The sequence below is a fragment of the Mesorhizobium sp. M0410 genome (assembly GCF_040321435.1).
Classification (GTDB): Bacteria; Pseudomonadota; Alphaproteobacteria; order Rhizobiales; family Rhizobiaceae; genus Mesorhizobium.
On the sequence record NZ_JAMYRN010000036.1, the window covers coordinates 1 to 2,500 of the forward strand.

1 tRNA gene and 2 rRNA genes (1 of these 3 cut by a window edge) are annotated in these 2,500 nt (G+C 54.8%); all 3 read right to left on the minus strand.

The annotated features are described in order from the left end of the window. Positions 1-191 precede the first annotated feature (191 nt). A tRNA-Met gene (locus tag NKI63_RS28930) sits at positions 192-268 on the minus strand. 138 nt (positions 269-406) lie between these two features. Next, positions 407-521: ribosomal RNA gene (gene rrf, locus NKI63_RS28935) — 5S ribosomal RNA — on the minus strand. A gap of 96 nt (positions 522-617) precedes the next feature. Continuing rightward, positions 618-2,500: ribosomal RNA gene (locus tag NKI63_RS28940) — 23S ribosomal RNA — on the minus strand; it runs 924 nt beyond the window's last position.

Here is a 2,500-nt window from a genome sequence, read left to right on the forward strand (position 1 = left end):
AACTCCTCCTCGAAGAATATCATCGCGTCTCCCCATCGAAAGCTTGACCCCGGCACCGCGGTGCTCAGGTGCTCATGGCCGCCGGATACGCACGTCTGCGGTCTTCACCGGATGGGTACTGCTAAGTGTCCTGTCGCCGTACTTCAGCGCATACGAAAACGGCCCGCACAAGGCGGGCCGTTTTCGTATTTTGGTTGCGGGGACAGGATTTGAACCTGTGACCTTCAGGTTATGAGCCTGACGAGCTACCGGGCTGCTCCACCCCGCGTCAACCCTAAAGGTAAGCCTTGGCTCACCGAATTCAAGCTTCCGCCAAATGAAAGGGCCGCTTGCGCGGCCCGGAGTCCCGTTGGCGGGCCTGTTCGTAAGGAGAAGATTAGAAGATTAAACAACGTGCGCTTGGCAGACCTGGCAGCGACCTACTCTCCCGCGTCTTGAGACGAAGTACCATCAGCGCTGGAGCGTTTCACGGCCGAGTTCGGAATGGGATCGGGTGCAGCCGCTCCGCCATAACCACCAGGTCGGCAAAACGCACGTTGCTCGAGAAGCTGTTTTCTGTGCCATCCATCTCGGCGCAATCCAGGGATTGTCGCCAGAAATGGGCATTAGGAATGAGAACGATCAAGCCGATCGAACTATTAGTACCGGTAAGCTTCAAGCGTTGCCGCTCTTCCACACCCGGCCTATCAACGTGGTCGTCTTCCACGGTTCTCAGGGAATACTCGTTTTAAGGTGGGTTTCCCGCTTAGATGCCTTCAGCGGTTATCCCGTCCGGATATAGCTACCCTGCTATGCGGCTGGCGCCACAACAGGTCCACCAGAGATCCGTCCATCCCGGTCCTCTCGTACTAGGGACAGATCCTTTCAATATTCCTACACCCACGGCAGATAGGGACCGAACTGTCTCACGACGTTCTGAACCCAACTCACGTACCGCTTTAAATGGCGAACAGCCATACCCTTGGGACCTGCTCCAGCCCCAGGATGCGATGAGTCGACATCGAGGTGCCAAACAACCCCGTCGATATGGACTCTTGGGGGTCATCAGCCTGTTATCCCCGGCGTACCTTTTATCCGTTGAGCGATGGCCCTTCCACGCGGGACCACCGGATCACTATGACCGACTTTCGTCTCTGCTCGACTTGTCAGTCTCGCAGTCAGGCAGGCTTATGCCATTGCACTCAGCGAACGATTTCCGACCGTTCTGAGCCCACCATCGCGCGCCTCCGTTACTCTTTAGGAGGCGACCGCCCCAGTCAAACTACCCACCATACATTGTCCCGGACCCGGATAACGGGCCGCGGTTAGACATCCATAGTGATAAGGGTGGTATTTCAAGGGTGGCTCCACCTGAGCTGGCGCCCAGGTTTCAAAGCCTACCACCTATCCTACACATGCCACTACGAATGCCAATGTAAAGCTATAGTAAAGGTGCACGGGGTCTTTCCGTCTAACCGCAGGAACCCCGCATCTTCACGGGGAATTCAATTTCACTGAGTCTATGCTGGAGACAGCGGGGAAGTCGTTACGCCATTCGTGCAGGTCGGAACTTACCCGACAAGGAATTTCGCTACCTTAGGACCGTTATAGTTACGGCCGCCGTTTACTGGGGCTTCGATTCAGAGCTTGCACCCCTCCTCTTAACCTTCCAGCACCGGGCAGGCGTCAGACCCTATACGTCGTCTTGCGACTTCGCAGAGCCCTGTGTTTTTGATAAACAGTCGCTACCCCCTGGTCTGTGCCACCCTCCCATGCTTGCGCATGAAAGGGTCACGCTTCTTCCGAAGTTACGCGTGCAATTTGCCGAGTTCCTTCAGCATAGTTCTCTCAAGCGCCTTGGTATACTCTACCAGTCCACCAGTGTCGGTTTCGGGTACGGTCTATAAGGAGGAGCTATTTCCTGGAACCACGCAGCAGCCCTTTCAATCCGATAAGATTGGACTACCTCAATGATCCGTCACTTCCTCCAGGCCCACGAATATTAACGTGGTTCCCATCGTCTACGCATTTCTGCCTCGACTTAGGGGCCGGCTAACCCTGCTCAGATTAGCTTTAAGCAGGAACCCTTGGACTTTCGGCGGGGGAGTCTCTCACTCCCCTTACGTTACTCATGTCAGCATTCGCACTTCTGATACCTCCACCATCCCTCACGGGTATGGCTTCATCAGCTTACAGAACGCTCCGCTACCGCTTGCATTGCTGCAAACCCTAAGCTTCGGTGTATGGCTTTAGCCCCGTTACATTTTCGGCGCAAAGACCCTTATTTAGACCAGTGAGCTGTTACGCTTTCTTTAAATGATGGCTGCTTCTAAGCCAACATCCTGGTTGTTTTGGGATCCTCACATCCTTTCCCACTTAGCCATAACTTGGGGACCTTAGCTGTAGGTCAGGGTTGTTTCCCTTTTCACGACGGACGTTAGCACCCGCCGTGTGTCTGCCGACTATTACTCCCAGGTATTCGGAGTTTGGTTAGGTTTGGTAATCCGGTGAGGACCCCTAG